Raw genomic sequence first — 20,265 nt, 5'->3', positions numbered from 1 at the left:
GGGGGCGGATGTCGCTTCCGTGCACGCATATGGGTAGTGACACGCTCGCCGCTCCAGTTCAGGGAGCGCCCAGGCTCGACCGCGATGTGGTCAGCCGATTTGCCACATGCTGTCGAGCGCTCGGCCTGACGGTCAACGACCGGCAGCGCCCGGCCGATCTGGCTGCCGCCCGGTCCGGGTTTGCCGGGCTGACGCACATCGCGCACGACCACTGTGACGCCTGGATCGGGCTCGCCGCCGCGGGCGACGTGTCGGCTCCCGTCATCGACTCGGTGTGGCGCACGGTGGCGAGCGCAGGCCGACTGCAGCGTGAGATCGATCTCGCCGCGGGCGACCTCGGATTCACCTACGACACCGGGCTGTATTTGGCATTCCGGGCCATCGACGCGGACGACTTCCAGCTCGCGTACGCCGCACTGCGCTGCGAGGCCGGTGACTTGGCCGAGGCCGACGCGCTGGTCGACGAGGTGCTGACGCGACGGCCGGGCTGGTTCAGCGCGCGCTGGCTACGGGTCGCGATCAACCACCGCGCGCAGCGCTGGTCTGACGTCGTGCGCCTGCTCACCCCCGTGGTGACCGACGAGTCCCTCGATGACGTGACCGCGCATGCGACCAGGACCACCTTGGGTATCGCATTGGCCCGGCTGGGCATGTTCGCGCCCGCGCTGTCGTACCTGGAGGATCCGTCCGGCCCGGTCGCGGTGGCCGCCGTCGACGGCGCGCTGGCCAAGGCCCTGACCTTGCGCGGCCAGGGCGAGGACGAGGACGCCAACGATGTCCTGCAGGATCTGTTCGCCGCGCACCCGGAGAACACGCAGGTCGAAGAGGCGCTGCTGGACCCGACATTCGGTCTGGTGACCACCACGTCGGCGCGCATCGACGCGCGCAGCGACCCATGGGATGCGGAGACCGAGCCGACCGAGGATGAGTTCGTCGACCCGGGCGCCAAGGAACGCAAGGCACACCTGCTGATCGAGGCCGAGGCCGAACTCGCCGAATTCATCGGTCTGGAAGAAGTGAAGTTTCAGGTGGCCCGGCTCAAGAGTTCGGTGGCCATGGCCATCCGGCGTCAGGAACGGGGCCTGGCTGTCGCGCAACGCACCAATCACCTGGTGTTCGCAGGCCCACCGGGAACCGGTAAGACCACCATTGCCCGCGTGGTCGCCAAAATCTATTGCGGCCTCGGTCTTTTGAAGAAGGAAACCGTCCGCGAGGTGCACCGCGCCGACCTGATCGGCCAGCACATCGGTGAGACCGAGGCCAAGACCAACGCGATCATCGACAGTGCTCTGGACGGCGTGCTGTTCCTCGACGAGGCGTACGCCCTGGTCTCCACGGGCGCCAAGAACGACTTCGGCCTGGTTGCCATCGACACGCTGCTGGCCCGGATGGAGAACGACCGCGACCGCCTGGTGGTGATCGTCGCGGGTTACCGCAAGGATCTGGACAACTTTCTGGACACCAACGAGGGTCTGCGGTCGCGCTTTACGCGCAGCATCGACTTCCCGTCGTACAGCTCGTCGGAACTGGTGGAGATCGCCGTCCGGATGGCAGAGAAGCGCGACAGCCTGTTCGAGGCCGCCGCCCACGACGACATGGAAAAGCTGTTCGGCCACCTGGCCCAGGCCACCACGCCCGACGCCAACGGCGTGCCGCGACGCAGCCTCGACATCGCGGGCAACGGCCGCTTCGTCCGCAACCTGGTCGAACGTTCCGAGGAGGAACGCGAATACCGGTTGGACCACTTGGAATCCGATGACTTCACCGACGAGGAGATGATGACGATCACGGCCGGTGACGTCCGTAACTCGGCCGCCCCGCTGCTGCGTGGCCTCGGTTTGACGGTGCCCGAATGACCGCGCCAGGTTCGGAGGATCGACGTTCGTTCAGTTCCCGCACCCCGGCCAACGAGAACCCCGACCGGGTGCAGTATCGCCGCGGCTTCGTCACCCGCCACCAGGTGACCGGATGGCGATTCATCATGCGCCGCATCGCATCCGGCGTCGCGCTGCACGACACCCGCATGCTGGTCGACCCACTGCGCACGCAGAGCCGGGCCGTGGTGACCGGCGCGCTGATCGTCGCCACCGGCCTGATCGGCTGTTTCGTCTTCTCGCTCATTCGTCCCGGTGGGGTCGCGGGCCACGACAAGGTGCTCGCCGACCGATCCACCGCGGCGCTCTACGTGCTGGTCGGTGAGCAACTGCATCCCGTGCTGAACCTGACCTCGGCCCGGCTGATCGCCGGCGCCGCGGACAATCCCACCACGGTCAAGACCAGCGAGATCGACAAGTATCCGCGGGGCAACCTCCTCGGCATTCCGGGTGCTCCTGAGCGGATGGTGCAGACCACCGCCAAGGATTCGGATTGGACTGTGTGCGAATCAGTTTCAGGCCTCAATACCGGTGTGACGGTGCTGGCCGGTCGACCCGACGCCGGCGGTGAACGCGCGGTGTCGCTGCCTGCCGACCGGGGTGTGCTGGTGCACAACAGCTCCGGTCCGAACCCGGGGGACTGGCTGCTGTGGGGCGGCAAGCGCAGCCCGATCGACGTGGGAAACCGTGCCGTCACCGAGGCGCTGGGCCTCGGCGCCGACGTCGCGGTACCTCGCCCGATCGCGGCCGGACTGGTCAACGCGATCCCCGAGGCTCCTACGCTCGCCGCACCCGCCATCGCCGATGCCGGTGCAGCCCCGCACTTCGAACTGCCGATCCCGGTGCCGGTCGGCGCCGTGGTGACCGCGTTCGCCGCAGACAACAGCCTGCGTTACTACGCGGTGCTGGCCGATGGCCTGCAGCCGGTGTCGCCGGTACTGGCCGCGATCCTGCGCAACACCGACTCCTACGGGCTCGAACAGCCGCCACGGTTGGGCGCTGACGTGGTCGCCGCGGCGCCGGTTTCCCGCGCCATCGACACCGCAGCCTTCCCCGGGCAGCCGATCCATCTGGTGCAGGCCTCAGCGGATCCGGTCACGTGTGCCAAGTGGACGAAACCCGCTGGGGCGACCGAGAGTTCGCTGACCCTGCTATCGGGTGCGACGCTGCCGCTGCCCGACGGGCTGCACCCCGTCGACCTCGTCGGGGCAGGAAACAACGGCGCGGCCGACCGCGTCGCACTGACCCCGGGCACCGGCTACTTCGTCCAGACCGTGGGCGCCGAACCGGGCTCACCGACGGCAGGCTCGTTGTTCTGGATCAGCGATACCGGTGTGCGCTACGGCATCGAAACCGCCGGTGACGACAAAGTCGTTGGCGCACTGGGCCTGCACAACCCTGCCCTGCCCATCCCGTGGTCGGTGCTGGCCCAGTTCGCGGCCGGCCCAACCCTGTCCCGCGGCGACGCGCTGGTGGCACACGACACCCTGTCGCCCGACTCCAATTCCGCGCGCCAGGAGGCGACACGATGAGCAGGTTGATCTTCGAGCACCGGCGCCGCGTCGCGCCGCCGACCACCCGCAAGGGCACCATCACCATCGAGCCGCCGCCGGAACTACCGCGGGTGGTTCCGCCGTCGTTGCTGCGCCGGGTGCTGCCGTACCTGATCGTCATCCTGATCGTCGGCATCATCGTGGCGCTGGTGGCGACCGGCATGCGGCTGATCTCGCCGACCATCTTGTTCTTCCCGTTCGTGATGTTGTTGGCGGCCACCGCGCTGTACCGCGGCGGCGGCGACAAGATGCGTACCGAGGAGGTGGATGCCGAGCGCGCCGACTACCTGCGCTACCTGTCGGTGGTCCGTGACAACGTCCGCGCCCACGCCGCCGAACAGCGTGCGGCACTGGAGTGGTCGCATCCGGCGCCCGACGTGCTGGCCACCATCCCCGGCACGCGCAGACAGTGGGAGCGCGACCCCCGCGACCGCGACTTCCTGGTGTTACGCGCCGGATTGCACGATGTCCCACTGGATGCCGCGATTCGGGTCAAGGACACTGTCGACGAGATCGACCTGGAACCGGTGTCGCACAGCACCCTTCGCGGTCTGCTTGATGTGCAGCGCACGGTCCGTGACGCTCCGACCGGCATCGACGTCACCAAGCTCGCCCGCATCACCGTCATCGGCGATGACGAGGACGTGCGCGCGGCGGTGCGAGCCTGGATCGCCCAGGCCGTGACCTGGCATGACCCCACCATGCTCGGTGTCGCGCTGGCCTCGCCCGGCGTCGACTCCGAGGACTGGTCGTGGCTGAAATGGCTTCCGCATGTCGACATTCCGGGGCAGGCCGACGGTGTCGGCCCGGCCCGCTACCTCGCCGACAACGCAGCCGAGCTGCGTGCCCTGCTGCAACCGGCCTTGGGTGACCGGTCGCCGTTCCCGGGGGAAACGGACCTGGCCGCCAAGCATCTGCTGGTGATTCTCGACGATGCTGATGCCGATCCGGACGACATCGCCCGGCGTCCCGGCCTCGCGGGCGTCACGGTGATCCACCGGTCGGCAGAGCTGCCCAACCGCGAGCAGTATCCGGACCCCGAACGGCCCGTCCTGCGGATCGTCGACGGCCGTATCGAGCGCTGGCAGAGCAACGGATGGCAGCCCTACGTCGACCGTGCCGACAAGATGCCCGCCGCCGAAGCCGCCCATATCGCCCGCCGGTTGTCGCGGTGGGACTCCAACCCCGGTTACGTGCGGTCCACCTCGACCGGCGGTGCCACGTTCACCACCCTGCTCGACATCCCCGACGCCTCCGCGCTGGATGTGGCGGGCCTCTGGGCACCCCGGCCCCGCGACGAAGAGTTGCGGGTCCCGATCGGCGTCACCGCCACCGGTGAGCCGTTGTACTTCGACCTCAAGGACGAAGCCGAGGGTGGCATGGGCCCGCACGGGCTGATGATCGGTATGACCGGTTCCGGCAAGTCGCAGACCCTGATGTCGATCCTGTTGGCGCTGTTGACAACCCACTCTGCGGATCGGCTGATCGTGATCTACGCCGACTTCAAGGGTGAGGCAGGCGCCGACATCTTCCGCAACTTCCCCCAGGTCGTCGCGGTGATCTCGAACATGGCCGAGAAGCGGTCACTGGCCGAGCGGTTCGCCGATACGCTGCGCGGTGAGGTGGCCCGCCGTGAGCAGATGCTCAAAGAAGCCGGGCGGCGGGTTCAAAACAGCGCCTTCAACTCGGTGACCGAGTACGAGGCTGCGATTGCCGCCGGCCACGATCTGCCGCCGATGCCGACGTTGTTCGTGGTGGCCGACGAGTTCACCCTCATGCTCGCCGATCACCCCGAATACGCCGAGCTGTTCGACTATGTTGCGCGCAAGGGTCGTTCGTTCCGGATCCACATCTTGTTCGCGTCGCAGACGCTGGACGTCGGCCGGATCAAGGACATCGACAAGAACACCTCGTACCGCATCGGTCTGAAGGTCGCCAGCCCGAGCATCTCGCGCCAGATCATCGGCGTCGAGGACGCCTACCACATCGAGTCGGGCCGCGACCACAAGGGCGAAGGCTTCCTGGTACCCGCGCCCGGTGCGGTGCCGATCAAGTTCCGCAGCACCTACGTCGACGGTATCTACGATCCGCCGAAGGTCGAGAAATCAATTGTGGTACGGGCACTTCCGCAGCCTGCGCTGTTCACCGCCAGCCGCGTCGAGCCGGAACCCGACACCGTCGTGGTGACGGGCGGCGACACAGACGAGCTCGCCGCACTGCCACCACGCAAGCTGATCACCACCATCGGCGACCAGCTTGCGCAGTTCGGTCCGCATGCACCCAAGCTGTGGCTGCCGCCGTTGGATGAGGCCATCCCGCTCGATGATGTGTTGGCCCGCACCGGAATCGACGCCGGTCAGCTGCGATGGCCACTCGGCGAGATCGACAAGCCGTTCGAGATGCGGCGCGATGCACTGGTCTTCGACGCCAACTCCTCGGCGGCCAACGTGTTGATCCATGGCGGTCCCAGGTCGGGTAAATCGACTGCGCTGCAGACGTTCATCCTCTCCGCCGCAGCGCTGCATACGCCGCGTGAGGTGACGTTCTACTGCCTTGATTACGGCGGTGGCCAGTTGGCCGGCCTGCAGGACCTGGCCCATGTCGGAAGCGTCGCCACGCCGCTGGAGCCCGAGCGGATCCGCCGGACCTTCGGCGAGTTGGAGCAGCTGTTGCGGGCGCGGCAGCAGCAGGCTTCGGTGAGCCGGCAGGGCGCGTATGCCGACGGCTACGGTGCCGTTTTCCTGGTCGTCGACAATCTGTACGCCTTCAGCCGTGACAACACCGACACGTTCAACACCCGTAACCCGTTGCTGGCCAAGGTCACAGAACTGGTCAACACCGGTCTGGCCTATGGCATCCACGTCGTCATCACGACGCCGAACTGGCTCGAGGTGCCACTGGCGATGCGCGACGGCCTGGGGCTGCGGCTCGAGCTCAAACTGCACGACGCGCACGACAGCATCGTGCGCGTGGTGGGTGCCCTGCGCCGCCCCGCGGAATCGGTGCCGGCCGACCAGCCCGGTCGCGGCCTGACCATGGCGGCCGAGCACTTTCTGTTCGCGGCGCCGTCGCTCACTGACATCGCTGTCATCAATGCGCGGCACCCAGGTGTCAGCGCCCCACCGGTGCGGCTGCTGCCCGCAGAGCTGTCCCCGGCGGCGGTGGCGCCGCTGTATCCGGCGCCCGAGACGGTGGTCATCGGCCAACGCGAAGAGGATCTGGCTCCCGTCGCCATCGACTTCGCGAACAACCCGCTGCTGACCGTGTTCGGCGACTCCAAGTCGGGCAAGACGACACTGCTGCGGCACATCATCCGGACCATCCGGGAGAACTCGCAGCCCGACGAGATCGCGTTCACGGTGGTCGACCGCAGGCTGCACCTGGTCGACGAACCACTGTTCGCCGACAACGAGTACACCGCGAACATCGACCGCGTGCTGCCCGCGATGCTGGGACTCTCGGCCCTCATCGAAAAGCGCCGTCCACCGGCCGGTTTGAGTCCGCAGGAACTCAGTGGATGGGGTTACACCGGGCACACGCATTACCTGATCGTCGACGACGTCGACCAGATTCCCGACGCTCCGGCCGTCAGCGGCCCGTTCGCCGGGCAACGGCCGTGGACCAACGTCGTCGGTCTGCTGGCCGAGGCGTCGGACCTCGGGCTGCGGGTCATCGTGACGGCCAGGGCCACCGGATCGGCGCACGCGGTGATGACGGCGCCGCTGCTGCGCCGGCTCAACGACCTGCAGGCGACGACGCTGATGTTGTCGGGTAATCCGGCCGACAGCGGCAAGATCCGTGGCCACCGGTTCGCCCGGTTCCCCGCGGGACGCGGCATGTTGCTCGGTGACGGGGACGCCCCCGAATTCGTGCAGCTGGTCAACCCGTTCGGTGCCGATTCGGCGCTGTCGGCGAACAACGGAACCACCACCAGAGGAAAGGAATACCGATGACATTGCGGGTAATCCCGGAAGGGTTGACCGCGGCCAGTTCGGCTGTGGAGGCACTGACCGGGCGGCTGGCGGCTGCCCACGCGGCGGCCGCACCGGTGGTCTCCGCGGTGGTTCCGCCTGCCGCCGATCCCGTCTCGCTGTTGACCGCAACGGGTTTCAGCGCCCACGGTGCCGAGCACAACGCGGTCGCGGCCCACGGCGTCGAGGAACTCGGCCGGTCCGGTGTCGGTGTCGGGGAGTCCGGTGCGAGCTACGCGACCGGTGACGCCATGGCGGCGTCGTCGTACCTGATCGCCCGCGGTATCTGAGATGACAGCCCCCGTGTGGATGGCCCTGCCACCCGAGGCGCACTCGGCGCTGCTCTCCAGCGGTCCCGGTCCCGGGCCACTGCTGGCCGCCGCGGGGGCATGGCAGGCGCTGAGCACTGAATACGCCTCTGCGGCAGCTGAACTCACCAGTGTGCTGAGCGCCGTGCAGGCCGGCGCGTGGGAAGGTCCGAGCGCCGAGCAGTATGCCGCCGCGCACGGGCCCTATCTGGCATGGCTTGCGCAGCAGAGTGCCAACAGTGCCGCCGTGGCGGTGCAGCACGAAACAGCGGCCGCGGCGTACACCACCGCGTTGGCGGCCATGCCGACCCTGCCGGAACTGGCACTGAACCACGTGGTCCACGGCGTGCTGATCGCGACGAACTTCTTCGGTATCAACACGATTCCGATCGCCGTCAACGAGGCCGACTACGCCAGGATGTGGATCCAGGCGGCCACCACCATGAGCACCTACGAGGCCGTGTCGGGTGCCGCGGTGGCGGCCGTGCCGACCAGCACACCGGCACCGATGCTGCTGGCGCCGGGGGTGGGCGAGGCCGGGGATGCCGCCGCGACGGCACAGCAGCTGGCCACCCAGGCCCAGGCCACCGATTCCGGTTCCTCCCTGAGCATTTCCGACTGGTTGTCCGACCTGCTCGAGCAATACCTCAAGAACGTCCCGGGCGGGCAGGAGATCATCGACTTCCTCAAGGATCCCATCGGTAACCTCGGGAAACTCATCACCGATTTCCTGACCAATCCGTCGGGAGCCCTGACCACTTGGGGGCCGTTCCTGTTCGCGGTCGCCTACCAGGTGTTCTTCAACCTGGTGGGCTGGCCCACGTGGGGCATGATCCTGGCGTCGCCGTTCCTGATCCCGGCGTTGGCAGCGCTCGGGATCACCGGGCTGGTACTGCTGATCGATCACGTCATGCAGCCGGCTCCGGAAGTCGCGCCCGAGGAGACGCCGCAGGACGCGGCCCAGCCCCGAGCCGAACAACCGAACGTGTACAGCCTCGCCGGTGTGCCGTCCGGTGGTGGCGCAGCCACCGGCGCCGCGGGTGCGCCGGGCGGTGCCGCGTCGGCCGCAGGCGCTCCGGCGGCTCCCGCGGCTCCGGCCGCGCCGCTGGCGATGTACGCCGTGGCCGGTGGTGACCCGGGCGAAGGATTCACGCCGACGTTGCGCGACAAGACCAGCGCCCAAGCGCCTGCGTCGGGCATCCCGGCCGCTGCCTCAGGAGTCGCCGCTTCGGTGGCGGCACGGCGTAAGCGCCGGCGCAAGCGGGCCGCGGAGCTCGAGGACTACGGCTACGCCGACGCTTACATGGACTACGAGGAGCCGGACCCGGATCCAGATCCGCGGCGCGAGGCCTCCGTGAGCGCCTCCACACGCGGCGCAGGACAGCTGGGATTCACCGGGACCGCGACGCGATCCGATGCCGTCGCCGGCGGGTTGACCACGCTGGCCTCCGACGGTTCGGGGCTCGGCGACGGTCCTGTCGCGCCGATGCTGCCGGGCAGCTGGGAGCCCAGCGATACCCCGGACACACCGGAGGGGGGTCCGCGCCGCTGATCACACCGCACTCGCATGTTCTGACCACCACGCACCATCACGAAAGGAAAATCCATGAGTCTGTTGGACGCTCACATTCCCCAGCTGGTTGCCTCCGAGGCCGCCTTCGGGGCCAAGGCCGCGCTGATGCGCACCACCATGGCCCAGGCCGAGCAGGCGGCCATGTCTGCCCAGGCATTTCACATGGGTGAGGCGTCGGCCGCTTTCCAGGCCGCGCATGCCCGGTTCGTCGAGGTCTCCGCCAAGGTGAACGCCCTGCTGGACGTCGCACAGCTGAACCTGGGCGATGCCGCGAGCACCTACGTCGCGCAGGACGCCGCCGCGGCGAGCACCTACACCTCCGTCTGATCACCAAGCCGAAGAGTCACAGGAGTTTTCATGTCACAGATCATGTACAACTACCCGGCGATGCTCGCGCACTCCAGCGAGATGACCGGCTACTCGGGCGCCCTGCACGCCGTCGGCGCCGACATCGCCAGCGAGCAGGCCGCTTTGGCCAGCGCCTGGCAGGGCGACACCGGGATGACGTACCAGGCCTGGCAAGCCCAGTGGAACCAGGCCATGGAGGAGCTGGTTCATGCGTACCGGTCGATGGCCGGCACCCACGAGATGAACACCATGTCGATGAGCGCACGCGACCAGGCCGAGGGCGCCAAGTGGGGCTGATGCCCGGCCGCCGGTGCATGTCCAGTGGTCGCTAACGCCGTCGAGCTGACCACCGAGCAGGCCTGGTATCTCGCCGACGCGCTCGGCGCCGGGGCGTACCCCTGGGTGCTGGCGATCACGCCGCCGTACAGCGACCCGGCGCAGCGCCCGGCGTTTGTCGCCGAGCAGACCGCCGAGCTGACCCGGATGGGTGTGTTGGGTGCGGATGGCGAGGTCAGAACTGAAGTGGCCCAATGGGTTCGGTTGGCCTGTCGGCCGGTCCAGTGGCTCGACCTGAGGTTTGTCTCGGGACCGGGTGACCTGTTGCGCGGTATCGTGGCCCGCCGACGAGCGCTTGCACGAGGAGCCGATGAACACCGCGACGGGCGCAGCGTCGTGGTGTTGCGCAACGCGCAGCTGGTCACCTTCACCGAACTCGACATCAGCCATCCGCATGCGTTGGTGCCGGTACTGACCGCCGGACTGGCACACCGTAAACCGGCGATCTTCGAGGAGTTCGCGATGCCGGCGGCAGCGGGTGCCCGTGCCGACGAACAGATCCGCTCGGGCACGCCGCTGGCCGAGATACTGGGATTCCTGGGAATCCCACGGTCGGCGCACGCCGTGGTGGAGTCGGTGTTCGAAGGCAGGCGTACCTATGTCGAGATCGTTGCGGGTGAACACTGCGACGGCCACCGCGTGACCACCGACGTTGGGGTGAGCATCGTCGACACCAGCGCCGGCCGTATTCTCATTGCTCCGACCAAAGCATTTGACGGGGAATGGATTTCGACGTTCACCCCGGGTAGCGCCGATGCGATCGCCGTCGCGGTCGAACGGCTGATCGCGGCACTGCCCAGCGGGCGTTGGTTCCCTGACCATCCGCTCACGCGCGACTTCGACGAAGCCGCGCCAACCTATCGAGAAAGACCCAGAGAGAACGAATGCCCGACAACACTGTGATGCCGATTGTCCGGGTGGCCGTGCTGGCCTCCGGAGACGACGGTGGTCGGCTGACCGAGATGGCACTGCCGTCGGAGCTGCCGCTGCGCGAGATTCTGCCCGCCGTTCAACGGATCGTCCTGCCCGTGCGCGAGGACGGAGCAGCGCCGGACCCGGTGCGGCTGAGCCTTGCTCCGGTGGGTGGGGCACCGTTCAGCCTCGACGCCACGCTGGACACTGTCGGCGTGGCCGACGGTGATCTGCTTGCGCTGCAATCGGTTCCCGCCGGTCCGCCCGCGCCACGCATCGTCGAGGACATCGCCGATGCCGCCGTCATCTTCTCCGACGCGCGCCGGCGGCCTTGGGGCCCTGCGCATATCGCTCGCGGTGCGATGCTGGCACTGATCGGACTCATCCTGGTCGGAACGGGTCTGGCTGTGGCCCAACGCATCGGCACCGGCCAGTGGCTGGGTCTGGTCGTCGTGGCGGGCATCGCCGTGGGCACGGCGCTCGCCGCGCTGTGCACCCGCGGGCATGCACCTGTGCTCTCGACCGCACTGTCGGTGACCGCGTTTCTTCCCGTCGGGGCCACCCTGGCTCTTGCGGTCCCTGGCGGCTTCGGTGCGCCCAGTGTGGTTTTGGCCGCTGCCGGTGTCACTGCATGGGCGTTGATCAGCATGGCCGGTTCGCCCGATGATCGCGGTATCGCGGTGTTCACCGCCGTCGCGGTCGCCGGAGTGGGTGTGCTGCTGGTCGCCGGCGCCGCGTCGCTGTGGGAACTTTCGGCCACGGTTCTGGGCTGTGCCCTGGTGCTCGTCGGCCTGTTGGTGACCGTGCAGGCGCCGCAACTGTCGGCCATGTGGGCACGGTTCCCGCTGCCGGTGATTCCCGCTCCCGGCGACCCGACTCCGTCGGCGTTGCCGGTGTCGGTGTTGGCCGACCTGCCGCGTCGAGTCCGGGTGAGCCAGTCCCATCAGACGGGTGTTGTCGCCGCGGGCGTGTTGCTCGGCGTGACCGGATCACTGGCTCTGGTGGCGGCACCCACCGCGTCGCCGTGGGCCTGGTATCTCGTCGTGGCGGCTGCGGTCGGCGCCGCGTTGCGCGCCCGCATCTGGGATTCCGCGGGATGCAAAGCCTGGCTGCTCGGGCACTCATACCTGCTGGTCGTGGCGTTGTTGGTGGCCTTCGCCGGCCAGGGCCGCCACCAGGCGGCGTGGTGGGCGCTCGCGGCACTTGCCGTGCTGGTGCTGACCTGGGTGGTGGCCGCGGTCAGCCCACGGGTCGTGTCGCCGGACACCTACTCGCTGCCGATGCGGAGACTGGTCGGGTTCCTGGCCACCGGTGTCGATGCCTCGCTGATCCCGGTGATGGCGTATCTGGTCGGGCTGTTCAGCCTGGTACTCGACAGGTGACGCAGTGATCCGCAAGAACCTCGGCGTCGCGGCGGTGGCCGCGCTGGTGACGCTGATCGGGTGCCCGTCCGCGGGCGCCATCAGCCCACCGGTGGTCGATCCGCAGGCCGGCCCACCACCGGGCAGCACCGGTCCGCTGCAGCCGATGATGCAGCGCACCGCGTGCAGCACGACCGCGGTGTTGCCCGGCAGTGATCCCGGTGCAGTCAGCGCAAACCAGTTGGCGCTCAATCTTTCCGGGGCCTGGCAGCACAGCCGCGGAGAAGGCCAGACCGTCGCCGTGATCGACACCGGCGTGCAGCCGGGGCCACGGCTGCCCAACGTCGAGCCCGGCGGGGACTACGTTGAGTCGACGGACGGGCTCACCGACTGCGACGGGCACGGCACCGCCGTGGCCGGACTGATAGCCGGACAGCCTGAGGCCGATGGCTTTTCGGGCGTCGCTCCGGCCGCACGGCTGATCTCGATCCGGCAGAACTCACCACGGTTCGCGCCGCGCACGCCGGGCACCGATGCCGTCGTCCGCGCAACGGCTGACGTCGCAACCCTCGCACGCGCCGTGGTGCGGGCGGCCGATCTGGGCGCCCGCGTCATCAACATCTCGGTGGTCACCTGCCTGCCCGCCGACAAGCCCATCGACCAAACGGAACTCGGTGCGGCACTGCGGTATGCGGCCGTCGAGAAGGACGCGGTCATCGTCGCTGCCGCGGGCAACAACCGCGGCGGGGTGAGCACCGGGTCGGCGTGCGAATCCAACCCGCTGTCGACTGCGGGCACCGGCGACCCCCGGAACTGGGGCGCGGTGGCCTCGGTTTCGATACCGTCCTGGTGGCAGCCGTACGTGCTGTCGGTCGGATCGCTCACCGCGAGTGGGCAGCCGTCCGGGTTCACGATGGCCGGCCCGTGGGTGGGCATCGCAGCGCCGGGGGAGAACATCGTCTCCGTGAGCAACGCGCCCGGCGGAGGGTTGGCCAATGCCGTGCACACCGAACAGGACAAGCTGAACCCGTTGAGCGGCACCAGCTATGCGAGTGCGTATGTCTCCGGGGTGGCCGCGCTCGTGCGCAGCAAGTATCCGGGTTTGACTGCTCGGCAGGTGGTGCACCGTCTCACGGCCACCGCGCAAGGTGCAGCCCGGTCGCCGTCGAACCTGACCGGTGCCGGCGGGGTCGACCCGGTGGCCGCGCTCACCTGGGACGTTGCCGACCTCCCGGCCGATGGGCCTGCCGCTCCGGTCGCCAAACCCATTGCCGCTCCTCCAGAACCCGCACCGCGGGACAACACCCCCCGCACCATCGCGTTCGCAGGCACCGCGGTACTCGCAATCGCAGCTCTGGTCGCGCTGGTGGCGCACCGACGGAAGGACAACACCACATGACCGCCCGCCTCGCGTTGGCGTCCCTGTTCGTCGTGGCGGCGGTGCTGGCCCGCCCCTGGCAGAGCCCGGTGGAACGCTGGGTGCTCGGCGTCTCCGTCGCTGCGGTCCTGGTGCTGATCGCCTGGTGGGGCGGGTTGTTCCTGAGCACTCGGATCGCTCGACTGCTGACGATGTGGTGGCGCAATCTGTCGAAGAACAAGGGAGACAGCGGTTTCTCTCCCACAGTCGAGACCGTCGTGCTACGCGTCGACCCCGCCGCCGAGGCGCAGCTGCCGATCGTCGTCGGTTACCTGAACCGCTACGGCATCCGGTGCGACAAGGTGCGGGTCACCCACCGCGACATGGACGGCACCCGGCGCAGCTGGATCAGCTTGACCGTGGCCGCGACCGACAACCTCGCCGCGCTGCAGGCCCGTTCATCGCGGATTCCGCTGCGCGACACCGCTGAAGTGGTAGGCCGTCGGCTGGCCGACCACCTCCGCGAGAACGGCTGGACCGTCACCGTCGTCGACGGGGTCGACACCCCCTTGCCGGACCCGGCGAAGGAGACGTGGCGCGGGGTCAAGGACGAATCAGGATTCGCCGCGGCCTACGGTGTCGCGGTCACTGACTCACTGGCCGACACCCTTGCGGCGGTGCGCGGGCTGCCGGCCCGGCAGATCTGGACCGTGCTGGAGTTCACCGGAGAACCGTCGCAGCCACAGCTCGTCGTCGGCTGCGCGGTGCACACCGACGAGCGTCCCGGCGCCAAGGCCCCGGTCCCGGGACTCATCCCGCAGCGGGGACGGCACCGCCCTGCCCTGCGGGCGCTGAGCCCACTGTCACCGGATCGGTTGGATGACCGGCCGGTCGACGCTCTCGACGTGCTGTTCGAGGGTCCGGTGGTCGAACCTGACGTGCTCGCCCCTGCGACAAAGGAAAAGGCCACGACCTGAGGGTCGCGGCCTTCGCCGTTGCTGTGCCGGTGCCCCCCAGCTACAGCTGCATCTTCGATGCCGGTGTCCACTGCGAGTGTGCAGACCCGCTGGACGAGGCGCTTGCCATGCTAGGAGGCCCCGCGACGCCCGGTCAAGAAGCAAACGTCAAGCAAACTCACAGGAAATTTGCAGGTGGTCTTGAACGCGCGTCTCTGTCGGAATCGCCGCGCACAGCAAACAGCGACACCTGAGGATGGCGGGTTCGTTCCGTGATGTCGGGCCTGGCGGATGCCGGGAAGTCATGCGCTGTTGCGGGTTCATATCTTCGTCGCCACAACTACCTGCCGTCGGCCGTCACGGACCCCGTCGTCTTCCGATTCCTTGTTCCGCAGCACCGGCGGTCCACTCTCGCTCTGCCGGTCGTCGGGACCGGGACGATCTCGCCGGCCGCGCCGTATACCGCCGTATAGAAAATGACCGATCGCACGGCGGATTGCGTGGATGTCAGTCGGCGTGGCCACCCGGAAGGGTAGGTGAGGCGATCGTCTCTTTCCGCTCCCACGCCGAAATCCCCCCGTTTCCAAGGCAACTGGATTGGCCTGTTTTGAGCCGCGCGGGCACGGTCACATGGCATGATCAACCTTGACGGACAACATGATTAGCCCCAGCCTGAGTGGAGCGCACCATGACAGATTCTGACGCCAAGCCCGTTGTTGTTGTGGGCGTTGATGGTTCGCAGAGCAGTAAGGATGCGCTGCGATGGGCCGCCAACTATGCCGAATTGACCGGTGCCGAAATTCGCGCGGTGATCTCCTACAAGACCGAGCTCTTGATCACCAGTTCGCCCAATGCCGGGCTGGCTGCGCAGGCTCGCGAAACTGTCGAAGAGGCGATCAGCGATGTCCTCGGGGCAGAACCGTCGGTGTCGGTAACCTCCGACGTGGTCGGGGGCCATCCCGCCCAGGTGCTTGTCGAGGCGTCCCGCTCGGCCGACCTGCTGGTCGTCGGAAGCCGTGGGCACGGTGCCTTCGTCGGCATGTTTCTCGGATCGGTCAGCAACCACTGCGTCCACCACGCGAAGTGCCCTGTGCTGGTCATCCACCATGACGACGACCACGTCTGAGTAGAAAAGCCGGCTTGATCGGCTTCGGCGCTCTGCGCCGGTCCCCGGTGCTGGGGGCGCGTATGTCGGTGTGACGTCGACATCGATTTTCCGCTGTGAACCCGGCTGTAGATGTGTGCTGGCTGACCGGCGCCGACAATCTCCACGCCGGGCAGTCCTGGCTTCAGCCGTCATCGCCGTCGCATGAAGCTGCGCGACTCCGAAAACATGGACAGCCGGGTTGACGTGCGCGTTCGGGGCGAGATCGCGGTGCGCGTTGCTCAAATTGCCGGTCCGGTGATGTGCAACGTGTTCCATCAGCGGGCTCTGGGCCTGGGCTTTCAGGTTTTTACCAGCCTGCGGTAGGCGCGGTTGGTGCCGTTGAGACCGGTGATCAGTGGGGTGGGCAGTATGCCAGGGACGAACACCGGCATGCCCGAGCGGGCCGGATGGCGGCTGGTATCGGAAACGCCGACAGGCGGGCGGCGCACCCTGAAAGTCGTTGTGCAACAAGCAGGATGCGCTGCTCGCAATGGCCACTCCGGTATACCTCGAGGAGCTTCTTGAGGTCACCGAAACCGCTAAACAGTGGTCCCTATTGACACACCAATAAGAAACGTTGTTTCCTTAGAGGAACCTTGCCGTGACCTGTGCCACAGCCAAGGTAGGGGGTGAGAAGTCTCTCTCTCACAGAAAGCTGGAAGAAGGATCGAGTTGAGCAACAACGACGTAGCTACAGACGATTTCCTGGACTATGAACACGGAAATCTGCAATCCGGGACGAACTGGTGGGGCGCCTTCGTCATCGGTCTCGCCGGCACAATCCTGGTCACGGGTGCGGCGCCCGCGTTTCTGACTGTTTTCGGCGCCTCTTACATCCCCTTCATCACCTTCTTCACCCTCACCGGTGTGGTGCTCTGTCTGCTGTTGGCCGAACTGTCCGCCATGATGCCCGGCCGAACCGGCGGATCGCCGTCCTACGCCTATCCGGCGTTCAAGATGCGATTCCCGCGACTGGCACCGCATGTCAACGGCATGACGGCCTGGATGTACTGGGTGGGGTGGATGCCCGTCGCACCCCTGAACATGATCCTGGCCTCCTTCTACATCACCCATCTCCTCGGTCTCGACGCCACCAAGGGCTTCACCCCGATCAGCACCTTCATTCCCTGGTGGACGCTGGTGATCACGATCGTCGGCCTGCTCATCCTGTCGATTCCGGCCTACCTGGGCATTCGCTTCGGAACCTCCATGGCGACGGTTCTGGCGATTTTGTCGATGATTCCGCTGACCTTCCTGTCCATCGGCTTCATCTTCAAACCGAGCAAGACCAACTGGAACGAGCTCGCCGGGTTCCCGCATCTCGATGGTTCAAGCTTCTCCAGCCCGATCCAAGGTCACTCTTCCTGGGTCATGTACATCGCCTACGCCTTCCCGCTGCTGTGGACAGTCATCGCCTACGAAGCGGCTGCCTGCTACATCGGTGAGTGCAAGAACCCGCATCGCGACGCCAAGATCGCGATGACCCTGGAAGGTGGATACGGGGTGTTCGTCTACACCCTGCTGCCGATCTCGTTCGTTGTCGTTCTCGGCGCGGGTGCCCTCTCCAACCCGGACCTCGTCGACCCGAAGACGATGTTCGTCACGTTCGCCAGCACCATCTTCCCGGGTGTGGCCGGCGCGGTGATGGAGTGGCTGATGGCAGGCATGCTCATCGTGGCGCTCGTGCTGTCGGCGCTGAACTCCCTGATGGGTTGCTCGCGGTCGCTCTACCAGATGTCGCTCGACGGTCAGTTCCCGAAGTTCTACCAGCACCTCAACAAGCACCATGTGCCCGACCGCGCCATGATGACCAACGTCGTTGCGAGCATGCTCATCGCCTTCATGGGTGGCGCCATCGAGATCTACGCGTTCTCCAACGTCGGCTACCTCGGCTCCTTCGTGCCGGTGCTGATCGGTTACTACCTGCTCCGTAAGGACCGGCCGAACCTGCCGCGTCCGTTCCGGTTGCCGGAGCCGTTCAAGTACCTGGCGCTCGCGTTGGCCGCGCTGTACTTCTTCGTGTGGCTGGTCGGCGGCATCATCTACTCCAACATCGGTGGTCAGGCCATTTACTACTACCTCGGCGTCGCGGCGATCTTCCTCTACCTTCCGCTTTACTGGTACCGCAAGCACGAGGATCGTAAGAGCATGGTGAACCAGCCCGTCGGGCCGGATCAGGCACCAGAACCGGAGATGGTGAAGTAGCAGTGTTTCGGAACCGCCAGAATCGCCCACGTCGCTCTCTGCCGCCTGTGGCACCGGAGAACGCGGCTGAGATCCTGCTCGCGTCCGAGGGGCGTCCCTTCACCGAGGATGCTCTGAAGCTTGCGGCGCGGATGTCTAAAGAGGGGCGTGGGCGGGCGATGGTGATCACCATCGCGCGGTTGCACGGCACAAGTTTCGGCCTGCCCAACCCGGGGTTGCAGCCCAACCGGCGGGAGATGGCAGAACAGGAGGAGATCGTCGAGAGCGCCATCGCCAAGCTCAAGAAGCTCGGCGTCCCCGCCGACGGGCACATCGCCATCACCCGCAGCCCCCGAAAGAGCATCCTCAAGGAGGCTCGGCGGTGCCACTGCTCCGCGATCGTGATGGGGGCTGATCCGAAGCGCAACCCCATTGTTTCCTCACTGATGTGGAGTCAGGAACCGTATCGGGTCCGGAGACGGTCCGATATCCCGGTCCATCTCGTGGAGACATCGCCGTAGCCGTCCGGCAGTAACAACCACCACGATGCGGGGTGGTCTCAACTGAGAATGTTGAGACCACCCTGCATCGCCATGTCCGCCGTCTACCGGATCAGGTCAACCCGAACAGGCGCGCCGCGTTGTCGTGCAGCACGTTGCGCAGCCACGCGTCGTCGATGCCGGGCAGATCGGTCATGGTGCGGATGGCATCGACGTAGCTGTACGGGATGTTCGGGAAGTCACTGCCGAACAGGATCCGGTCGCCCATGGCCCGCAACCGGTTCTCATCCGCGCGGGGGAACGGCATGGTGGATTCGACGAACGGCGTGAACGCCATCGTCGTGTCGAGCCGCACGTTGTCGAAGCGTTCGGCGATATCGAGGAATTCGCTGTACTCGGGCATTCCCATGTGCGCGACGATCAACGCCAACCGGGGGTGGCGGGCCAACAACTTCTCGATCCGCAGCGGGCCCGTGAATTCGCCGGGCACCGGTCCAGATCCGCAGTGGATGATCACCGGAACCCCGGCGTCCTCGATGACTCCCCATACGTCGGTGAGTAGAGGATCGTTGGGGTCGTAGCGGCCAACCTGAATGTGGGCCTTGAACACTTGCGTGCCGGCTGCGATGGCACGTGCGACGTAATCCGCGGCACCGGGTTCGGGGTAGAAGGTCGCGGTGGCCAGGCAGTCCGGGGTTTCGGCGGCGAAACCGGCGGCCCACTGATTGAGCCACTCCGCCATGTGGGGCTTGTGCGGATACACCAGCGAGGAGAACCGCCGTACCCCGAACGACCGCAGCGTGGCGACACGCTCGGCTTCCTCGGCCCGGTAGGTGATCGGCCATTCTCGACCGATCATCGGACCCTGCGCGTCAAAGTACTGCCAGACCTTGTCCATGACGTTCTTCGGCATGAAATGGGTGTGGACGTCGATCATGCCGGGCAGGCCCAGTGACTCCCAGATCTGACGTACTGACTCTGACTCGCTCATCGTCAAGCACCATATAAAACCCCGCACGTTGGCTGCCGCACGCCAGGAGGACGATTGGCTGGAGCACGTGAGGAGGACGATTAGCGCATGTGGAACCCCGATACCTATCTGGCCTTCGCCGATCACCGCGGCCGACCATTCTTCGACCTGGTCGGGCGGGTAGGTGCGGACAATCCCCGTCGCGTCGTCGATCTGGGCTGCGGCCCGGGCAATCTCACCGTCACGCTTGCGCAGCGCTGGCCGGGCGCGGTGGTGGAAGCCTGGGACAGCTCGCCGGAGATGGTGACCGCGGCGCAGGAGCGGGGCCTCGACGCCCGCGTCGGCGGCATCGAACAGTGGTCGCCTGAACCGGACACCGACGTGGTGATCTCCAACGCCGCGCTGCAATGGGTGCCCGCGCACCGCCAACTGCTGGTGCGGTGGGCTGCGCAGTTGGCGTCGGGGTCGTGGATCGCGTTCCAGGTGCCCGGCAACTTCGACTCACCGTCGCATCAGGCGGTGCGTGAGGTGGCGCGTCGTCCGAATTTCGCAGATGCCTTGCACGACATGCCGTTCCGCGAGGCGGACGTGGTTGATGCGCCCGAGCGGTATGCCGGTCTGCTGACCGACGTGGGATGCGTGGTCGATGCCTGGGAAACCACCTACACCCACCAATTGACCGGTGACACACCGGTACTGGACTGGATCACCGGGACCGCCCTGACCCAGGTCAAGGGCCGTCTCACCGACGAGGGCTGGAAGCAGTACCAAGAGGAGATCATCCCGCTGCTGGCCGAGGCCTACCCGCGACGCGCTGACGGCATCACGTTCTTCCCGTTCCGGCGGGTGTTCGTGGTCGCGCAGGTGGGCTGATTACCTCCGACGTAATCGACAGGCATACGTACAGGTTCGACG

General features: G+C 67.0%; 17 protein-coding genes. 16 read left to right on the top strand and 1 reads right to left on the bottom strand.

The window, feature by feature from the left end; translation table 11 throughout:
* The first annotated feature begins 86 nt into the window (after positions 1 to 86).
* From eccA to BTO20_RS33130, 15 genes are all read left to right on the top strand, one after another.
* Positions 87 to 1,856, top strand: coding sequence for a type VII secretion AAA-ATPase EccA (gene eccA, locus BTO20_RS33195; protein ID WP_087080321.1), 1,770 nt, complete (start codon positions 87 to 89; stop codon positions 1,854 to 1,856).
* Complete coding sequence (gene eccB / locus BTO20_RS33190; RefSeq protein WP_087080319.1) at positions 1,853 to 3,406, top strand: type VII secretion protein EccB; 1,554 nt, start codon at positions 1,853 to 1,855, stop codon at positions 3,404 to 3,406. The genes eccA and eccB overlap by 4 nt, the downstream gene beginning before the upstream one ends.
* On the top strand, positions 3,403 to 7,380 hold the full coding sequence (gene eccCa, locus BTO20_RS33185) for a type VII secretion protein EccCa (protein ID WP_087080317.1): 3,978 nt from the start codon (positions 3,403 to 3,405) through the stop codon (positions 7,378 to 7,380). Before eccB ends, eccCa begins: the two co-directional genes overlap by 4 nt.
* A complete protein-coding gene (locus tag BTO20_RS33180) occupies positions 7,377 to 7,688 on the top strand; it encodes a PE family protein (protein WP_087080315.1) in 312 nt (103 codons plus the stop codon). The genes eccCa and BTO20_RS33180 overlap by 4 nt, the downstream gene beginning before the upstream one ends.
* A gap of 1 nt (position 7,689) precedes the next feature.
* Complete coding sequence (locus BTO20_RS33175) at positions 7,690 to 9,258, top strand: PPE family protein (RefSeq protein WP_087080313.1); 1,569 nt, start codon at positions 7,690 to 7,692, stop codon at positions 9,256 to 9,258.
* 54 nt (positions 9,259 to 9,312) lie between these two features.
* Positions 9,313 to 9,606: a type VII secretion system protein EsxG gene (gene esxG / locus BTO20_RS33170; protein ID WP_029373989.1), complete on the top strand. Its 294-nt coding sequence runs from the start codon at positions 9,313 to 9,315 to the stop codon at positions 9,604 to 9,606.
* Positions 9,607 to 9,636: 30 nt separating this feature from the next.
* Positions 9,637 to 9,924: a WXG100 family type VII secretion target gene (locus BTO20_RS33165; RefSeq protein ID WP_087080311.1), complete on the top strand. Its 288-nt coding sequence runs from the start codon at positions 9,637 to 9,639 to the stop codon at positions 9,922 to 9,924.
* A gap of 24 nt (positions 9,925 to 9,948) precedes the next feature.
* A complete protein-coding gene (locus BTO20_RS33160) occupies positions 9,949 to 10,866 on the top strand; it encodes an ESX secretion-associated protein EspG (RefSeq protein WP_087080309.1) in 918 nt (305 codons plus the stop codon).
* Positions 10,848 to 12,257 (top strand): type VII secretion integral membrane protein EccD, encoded by a 1,410-nt coding sequence (gene eccD, locus BTO20_RS33155; protein WP_087080307.1) that lies wholly within the window; start codon positions 10,848 to 10,850, stop codon positions 12,255 to 12,257. The genes BTO20_RS33160 and eccD overlap by 19 nt, the downstream gene beginning before the upstream one ends.
* A gap of 4 nt (positions 12,258 to 12,261) precedes the next feature.
* Positions 12,262 to 13,635 (top strand): type VII secretion-associated serine protease mycosin, encoded by a 1,374-nt coding sequence (mycP, locus tag BTO20_RS33150; RefSeq protein ID WP_087080305.1) that lies wholly within the window; start codon positions 12,262 to 12,264, stop codon positions 13,633 to 13,635.
* Positions 13,632 to 14,570 carry a type VII secretion protein EccE gene (gene eccE, locus BTO20_RS33145; RefSeq protein ID WP_087080302.1) on the top strand — a complete coding sequence of 313 codons (939 nt, stop codon included), beginning with the start codon at positions 13,632 to 13,634 and terminating at the stop codon, positions 14,568 to 14,570. Before mycP ends, eccE begins: the two co-directional genes overlap by 4 nt.
* Before the next feature lie 667 nt (positions 14,571 to 15,237).
* A complete protein-coding gene (locus BTO20_RS33140; RefSeq protein WP_087083024.1) occupies positions 15,238 to 15,675 on the top strand; it encodes a universal stress protein in 438 nt (145 codons plus the stop codon).
* A gap of 183 nt (positions 15,676 to 15,858) precedes the next feature.
* Complete coding sequence (locus BTO20_RS39605) at positions 15,859 to 16,020, top strand: hypothetical protein (protein ID WP_157680386.1); 162 nt, start codon at positions 15,859 to 15,861, stop codon at positions 16,018 to 16,020.
* Positions 16,021 to 16,368: 348 nt separating this feature from the next.
* Positions 16,369 to 17,901 (top strand): APC family permease, encoded by a 1,533-nt coding sequence (locus BTO20_RS33135; RefSeq protein WP_087080300.1) that lies wholly within the window; start codon positions 16,369 to 16,371, stop codon positions 17,899 to 17,901.
* Positions 17,902 to 17,948: 47 nt separating this feature from the next.
* Positions 17,949 to 18,401 (top strand): universal stress protein, encoded by a 453-nt coding sequence (locus tag BTO20_RS33130; RefSeq protein WP_157680385.1) that lies wholly within the window; start codon positions 17,949 to 17,951, stop codon positions 18,399 to 18,401.
* 91 nt (positions 18,402 to 18,492) lie between these two features.
* Here BTO20_RS33130 and BTO20_RS33125 read toward each other — a convergent pair whose 3' ends face one another.
* Positions 18,493 to 19,371, bottom strand: coding sequence for an amidohydrolase family protein (locus BTO20_RS33125; RefSeq protein ID WP_087080296.1), 879 nt, complete (start codon positions 19,369 to 19,371; stop codon positions 18,493 to 18,495).
* Between the two features lie 87 nt (positions 19,372 to 19,458).
* On the opposite strand from BTO20_RS33125, the gene BTO20_RS33120 reads away from it, so the two are divergent.
* On the top strand, positions 19,459 to 20,223 hold the full coding sequence (locus BTO20_RS33120; RefSeq protein WP_087080294.1) for a trans-aconitate 2-methyltransferase: 765 nt from the start codon (positions 19,459 to 19,461) through the stop codon (positions 20,221 to 20,223).
* The last annotated feature ends 42 nt before the right edge of the window (positions 20,224 to 20,265 follow it).

Origin of the sequence: Mycobacterium dioxanotrophicus (assembly GCF_002157835.1) — a bacterium.
GTDB lineage: Bacteria > Actinomycetota > Actinomycetes > Mycobacteriales > Mycobacteriaceae > Mycobacterium > Mycobacterium dioxanotrophicus.
This window is presented reverse-complemented; position numbering and strand designations above follow the sequence as displayed.